This window comes from Pseudoalteromonas sp. SG44-1 (assembly GCF_014164315.1).
Lineage (GTDB): Bacteria > Pseudomonadota > Gammaproteobacteria > Enterobacterales > Alteromonadaceae > Pseudoalteromonas > Pseudoalteromonas rhizosphaerae.
The window spans coordinates 145,700-152,751 of record NZ_JACJEW010000007.1 but is presented as its reverse complement, the minus strand read 5'-3'; the positions used below and the strand labels follow the sequence as shown (position 1 = coordinate 152,751).

The window sequence follows — 7,052 nt, the reverse complement described above, 5'->3', positions numbered from 1 at the left end:
CATTTAGGTTTAGATAAAGAGATATTAGCCAAGCGTCAGCAGGTAAACGACGCAGCTAAATTGAATAACCCAAGTCGTTGGTCAGGAAAGTCACGAGATTGGTCAATGATAAACGAAGTAAATTTTAATCCTGAGAAAAAAGAAGAAATGCGGGCGGCATAAAATTTAACTTGAGGCGACAACTAACTTGAAAAACTCCGAGGCTTATTTTTATTCCAACCCTCTTTAGGATTATATAGTGATTTGAGTTGTTTCCACTTATGTGGATGATAATTCAATATATATTAAAACTGGGCTGTATCGCTTTTCATAGAGATTAGGACTATCTTTAATTATAGGCAAATTAGATTATGGAGAGCGTTTAAATGGCAGAGCTTTGTAAAATTCTCGTTATAGATGATGAAGAGATCAATACCTTGCAACTAGAGCATGTTCTGGACGATGTTGGGGTTATTTGTTCATGTAATAAAAGTGAGGATGCCATCGCTCTTATTGAAGAGTTTATACCAGATATACTTTTACTCGATCTAGAAATGCCCAATGTTAGTGGATTTGACATATTACTAGAAATACAAAAAAGACCTCATCTTGGTGATTTACGCGTTTTGATCATCACTTCTCATAATGATCCTGACATCGAGCAAAAAGCGCTTTCATTGGGAGCGATTGATTTCATATCTAAACCTTTGAATTTAACTTTATGTCGAATGAGGGTTGAAAACCATGCAAAAATTCGAATTCAAGAAAAAACTATTCAGCGCACTAAAGCAGCTTTGGCTGCTGAAAAAGAGCACTTACGGATCACGTTAGACTCTATTGCTGATGGTGTTATTTCTACTGATGAGCATGCGCGTATAACTTACCTAAATCCAGTAGCGCAACGTCTAACCGGTTGGTCACAAACCGCGGCTAGAGGGCGGCATATTGAAGAAGTGATGATACTCAGAGATGCCTCAACAAAAATACCTTCTATAAATCCTTTATCAGTTGCTCTGAAGGAAAATCGTCCTGTTGCTATGGCTATAAACACACAGTTAATTAGTCGGCAAGGTATGCTACACCGAGTCGAAGATAGTGCGGCTCCAATATTAGATAAGGATGGTAATAAGCGTGGTGCAGTAATGGTTTTTCAAGATGTTAGCGAAGTCCTTGCTATGTCAGTTCAAATGACTTATTTATCTCATCACGACCAACTAACTGCATTACCCAATCGCGTATTGCTTCATGACAGGTTAACTCAAGGAATAGCTAGAGCCTCATTTAATAATACTAAAGTGAGCCTGATGCTTCTTGACTTAGATAAATTTAAGTACATAAATGATGCTTTAGGACATCATATTGGTGATGAAATAATTGCCCATATAGGTCATAGCCTTGATAAATTTGCATGTAATGATATTACTGTTGCAAGAGTGGGCGGCGATGAATTTGCACTTGTTGTTCCCTATGAAAAAGACACATTCGGTCTTGAACCGCTTATTAGTCAAGTGCTAGATGTCATCGCTAAACCTTTCAGATTAGCTGATGAGCAACATGTCCTTTCAGCAAGCTTGGGGATAAGTGTGTATCCTGATGATGCATCAAGTGTAGAGGAAATGCTTCGTCATGCAGATTCAGCAATGTATAAAGCAAAACAAGAAGGCGCTAATAGCTATTATTATTTTAGTAATGATCTCCAAGTTGAAATGACTAAGCGTTTAAAAGTGGGTAATTGCTTACGCAACGCGCTAGATAACAATGATCTTGTTGTGCTTTATCAGCCAAAATATGACTTAGTGACTAACGACGTTATTGGTGCTGAAGGATTAGTGAGGCTAAAAGATGACACTGGAGAATTTATATCTCCACTTAATTTTATTGAATATGCCGAAGAATCAGGACTAATTTACCGTTTAGGTGAACAAGTTTTGGAGCAAAGTTGTATTGATGCTAAAAAGTGGCTTGATGCAGGATACCCAAAGAAAGTCGCTGTTAATATTTCAGCTAAACAATTCACTGGTATTTCTCTGGTTGATACGGTTGCATCGATATTAGAAAAAACTAAGCTACCAAGTCGTTATTTAGAGCTGGAAGTAACCGAATCAGCACTGATTGATAATTTCGAACAAACGATAAAGCAATTACAGGCGATCGCTGATATGGGGGTTAGCCTTGCGCTTGATGATTTTGGCACGGGGTATTCTAGTCTGTCATATTTGAGACTATTTCCTCTTGATGTGTTGAAGATTGATCAGTCTTTTGTACGTGATATGATTAGTGACTCTCAATCGCTTGATATTGTTACTGCAATTATCGACTTGGCTAATTCATTAAGCCTACAGATCGTGGCGGAAGGTATTGAAACAAGCCAACAAAGAGATAAGCTACAATCTCTAGGCTGTGCCATTGGTCAGGGATACTTACTTGGTAAACCAATGCCCTTTTTAGAGATGATGGACGTGCTTACTCAAGCCAAAAATAAAGGAAATATATGCACCTAGCTCTTAAGCCATTAACGCAATGTAAAATATTAATAGTTGATGATGATGAAATAATTCGCTTTTCACTACAGGCTATCATGGAAGATTTCTTTGAAGTCGAGACACTAGCTATGGGCTTACAAGCGTTAGATTATTGCAAATCCAATATCCCAGATCTCATTTTACTTGATGTAAATTTGCCAGACATCAGTGGCTTAGATGTATGCAGAGCGTTAAAACAGGATATATTGTTTGCGCACGTTCCTATTGTATTTATTACTGCAACTTATGATACTGATTCTCAGAATGCTTGTTGGGAAGCTGGTGCAGCAGATTTTATTGATAAACCAGTAATTGCCTCAACGCTTATACATCGAACTACAAATCACGTAGAGAATAAGCTGCGCTTAGAAGTGTTGATGAAGTTGACTTATAAAGATTCTCTTACAGGACTTTATAATCGGCACTATCTAGACAAGGAAGTCAGTAATGCGCTGAAACAATCAGAGCGTGAAAAAAAGCCGTTTAGTGTGTTAATGATCGATATTGATCATTTTAAACTTTATAACGACCATTATGGTCACCTTCAAGGTGATATTTGTTTAAAACAAATTGCCGATGTGTTTGCCAATAGTATAAAAAGGCCTCATGACGTAGCGATTAGATTTGGAGGTGAGGAGTTTCTGATTGTGCTGCCTTATACCGACATTGAAGGGATGTCGCACGTATGCAAACAAATAATTCTACAACTTAATGAGTCAAATATTGAGCATAATCAATCATCCATTGGGCACGTTACTGTTAGTATTGGCGGAGTAACGTATGAGAAACAGGGCACAATGGAGCTTAATGAGTTGATCTCATTGGCTGACGAAGGACTATATTGCGCCAAGCGAGATGGCCGTAATTGCTATAAATTACAGGTTGTTTAATTTGGCTCCTTAGTAATTTTAATTAATTATGAGATCTAATTTGCTGTTTTTTTTATTGTTTAGTCTATACTTTTTCTCTTAGGGACATTGGTATTGGATAAATAATAATGAGTTATTCACCTGATCGTAGACACTTCCTGCGTACAGTTGGTGCCGGGGCCGCTGTATCAACACTCGCATTCAAAGCGCCTTATGTATTTGCTAAAAAAGTAACAACTTTGCGCGTCATGGGCACTCACGTTACATTGCAAGAAGAGCTTCGGCAGCGAGCAATGCGAGAGCTAGGTATAAATTTACAATTTATACCTATGGGTAGTGCAGCTGTTTTACAAAAAGCTGCTGCGGATCCAACTTCTTTTGACCTTTATGAACAGTGGTCAGACTCAATAAATATCCTATGGCAAGCCGGTGCTATTCAACCAATAGACGTCGATAGGCTTGTCTACTGGAATGAAATAAATGACCTTACTAAAATAGGTAAAATAACCCCCTCGGCCAAACTAGGGGCAGGTGATGCACCAAACAAAATTTTATTTGTTCAAAATGATGGCTCATTAGCAAGTACACCTACAAAAAAAATAAGCTTTATGCCATATGTCCACAATGTTGACTCATTTGGCTATAACACAGATTACATCGAAAAGGGGCAAGCCTATGAAACTGAGTCTTGGTCTTGGTTGCTGGATGATAAAAATAAAGGAAAAGTGGCCCTTGTTAATGCACCAACAATAGGCATATTTGATGCTGCGCTTGCTGCTCAGGGCCAAGGTCTGATGACATTTAACGACATTGGCAACATGAGCATTGGCGAATTAGATAAATTGTTTGCAATTTTATTATCGAAAAAAAGGCAAGGCCACTTTTCTGGTTTCTGGACATCAGTACCGCAGTCAGTGGATTTTATGAAGACAAAGCGCGTTAATATCCAAAGTATGTTTTCACCGGGTGTGAGTGCCTGTAGAGGCCAAGGTATCCCTGTTGTCAATGCATCCCCGAAGGAAGGGTATCGTGCTTGGCATGGTGTTATGTGTTTATCTGCTAATACCTCGGGGCATGTAAAAGATGCGGCTTATGAATATATGAATTGGTGGCTATCTGGTTATCCTGGAGCCTTTATTGCTCGACAAGGTTACTATATATCTAACCCACAGCGTAGCCAGCCGTTAATGTCTAAGCCTGAGTGGGATTATTGGTACGAGGGAAAAGAAGCAACCACTGAGCTGATTGGAACGGATGGTAAAATTTCTGTACAAGCTGGCCAGACTCGCGATGGTGGAAGTTATATTAAACGTTTTTCAAATATAGCTGTGTGGAATACCGTAATGCAAAATTACGATTATAGTTTAGATAAATGGTATGAACTACTTAATGCTTAAGGACGTCGTTTGGTACATTTAATATCGCGTTCTATTGCAGCGAAAATGACATTAGCGTTAGCACTGGTGGTAATTACACTCAGTATCAGCTACATCGTCATGGATAAACGCTTAGAAGCAATTGATACATCGGTAAATAATATTACGGATATTAGTAGTCATGCCATTGGTATTTTACGAATAAACAAAGATATTGTTGAAATGCAACGTGATATTTCGGTCTATGGCGCATCAGGGAGTGATGCGGTATTTGCTAAGATTGAACAGAACTACCAAAGTATTGACCAGCGTTTAAAAGCAATAGATAAAAAAAATAATGAAGTTGACGATAAAATTTATATCGATGCCATGTCTGAACTCGTGCTTAGGTATGGTGATAATCTAAGCGTGCTAAAAAAGCGCTATAATATAAAAACAGCATTGATAGATACAGAGCTGCCACGTATTTATTTAGGCGCTGTTGCCCATTTAACAGGCTTACTACAACTGACCGCAGATTTAAAAGATAAGTTGTTAATTACGCAAAATATAAATATATGGCACACATTACACCACAATGCGCAGCTTTATTTAACTAAAAAGGACTATTCTAAGCGTCAACAAGTCATTAAGGCGCTGCAAAGTCTCTCAAGCTCCAAATTAGCTTTGCAAAAGCAGCAAAACAGGATCGAAAACCCAACAGTTCAGTTAGCTGTAGATTACCAGCAAGCTTTTACTAAAAGCGTCCAAGCAAATCGTAACTATTTAAGCCTAGTTAATGTTGTTATGGCGGGTGATGCCATTGAGTTTAGTGCATTAGCAAATACACTTAGAGAGCAGTCACTGTCACGTTTAATTACAATAAAAGAAACCGGCTCAGTTAGTATTTCAAAAACAGAGTATGTTTTACAGCTACTCGGAGTAGGCGCTATCTTGTATATCATTGGACTAGCGTTATTTTTTCACTTTCATATAGCACATGCTATTAAACTATTGACCAAAAGTTTTCAAAGCTTTCTTAATGGTGACCTATCGGCGCCCATTCACGATTTAACACGCAAAGATGAAATCGGTTTGTTAGCGGGTGCTGCAAATCGTTTCAGGGCGTTAAGTAAAGACTTTATTTCTGCAAAAAAAGCAGCGGAACATACTTCTAAGGTCAAATCTGAATTTTTGGCAAATATGAGTCATGAGATCCGCACTCCTATGAATGGAATTTTGGGGATGGCGCGACAGCTTGGCAATACCTCTTTGACAGATAAACAAGCAAGAATGTTAGAGATTATTCAGTCTTCAGGCGCCAGCCTGCTAGTTATTATTAATGATATCCTCGATTTGAGTAAGATTGATGCCGCAAAAGTAGAGCTTGAAAACCAATCAATCGATTTACATAAAATGCTAGAAGAGTTAAAGCTACTATTTAGTGAACAAGCAAATGCAAAACAAGTTCAGCTTTTTGTTTCATCGCCGCCAGACGAAGAGAATATTTTTTTTGCAGGAGATGAAACACGTATAAAGCAAGTACTTATAAATTTGTTAGGCAATGCCATCAAATTTACTGAAAGAGGAAGTGTTGCATTAAGTGTAAATATTCAAAAAGAGGCGAATAATGAGCTTATATTGTCGTTTGGTGTTTCTGACACCGGTATAGGTATATCACACGAGCATATTGAGACACTCTTTGAAGCTTTTTCACAGGCCGATACCTCGATTACACGCCGATTTGGCGGAACAGGCCTAGGTTTAGCTATTACCAGTAAGTTATTAGCGCTTATGGATGCACCTTTAAAGGTAGAAAGTGAGCTTGGTAAAGGCTCGCTTTTTTATTTTGAATTAAAGACTCAAAGGGGTGATAAACAAGCGAGTCGACATCATGAAAATACTAAATTACCAGCACCGCAAGAGATTGATCTGTCTAACTTAAACGTATTAGTTGTTGAGGACAATGAGATTAATCAAATTGTTATTGAAGCGCTTTTGAAAGAGTTTAATATCACTTGTATCAATATAGCCGGTGATGGTGAGCAGGCGATTGCACAGTGCGAAATGTGTGCATTTGATATTATTTTTATGGATATGCAAATGCCTGTACTAGATGGGCCTCAAGCAACACTTAAAATTAGAACGATGCCAGCTTTTTTAACAACACCGATAATCGCTTTAACTGCAAATGTATTAGGAAGTGATAAGCAACGTTGCTTTGAATCTGGTATGGATGATTTTATCGCAAAACCAATAAATTATGAGTGTTTAAGAGCGGTACTATTAAAGTGGTATAACTCTCCTAACTAAGCATTAGTAACAAA

At 38.1% G+C, this 7,052-nt stretch carries 4 protein-coding genes; all 4 read left to right on the top strand.

Annotated features, from left to right (window positions below; translation table 11 throughout):
* Positions 1 to 365 precede the first annotated feature (365 nt).
* The gene (locus H5187_RS05415; protein ID WP_182797621.1) at positions 366 to 2,480 is read left to right on the top strand and encodes an EAL domain-containing protein; all 2,115 of its coding nucleotides are present in this window, start codon (positions 366 to 368) and stop codon (positions 2,478 to 2,480) included.
* On the top strand, positions 2,471 to 3,391 hold the full coding sequence (locus tag H5187_RS05410; protein WP_182794275.1) for a diguanylate cyclase: 921 nt from the start codon (positions 2,471 to 2,473) through the stop codon (positions 3,389 to 3,391). The genes H5187_RS05415 and H5187_RS05410 overlap by 10 nt, the downstream gene beginning before the upstream one ends.
* Positions 3,392 to 3,498: 107 nt before the next feature.
* Complete coding sequence (locus H5187_RS05405; protein WP_182717811.1) at positions 3,499 to 4,767, top strand: PotD/PotF family extracellular solute-binding protein; 1,269 nt, start codon at positions 3,499 to 3,501, stop codon at positions 4,765 to 4,767.
* Between the two features lie 45 nt (positions 4,768 to 4,812).
* A complete protein-coding gene (locus tag H5187_RS05400; RefSeq protein WP_182797620.1) occupies positions 4,813 to 7,038 on the top strand; it encodes an ATP-binding protein in 2,226 nt (741 codons plus the stop codon).
* The last annotated feature ends 14 nt before the right edge of the window (positions 7,039 to 7,052 follow it).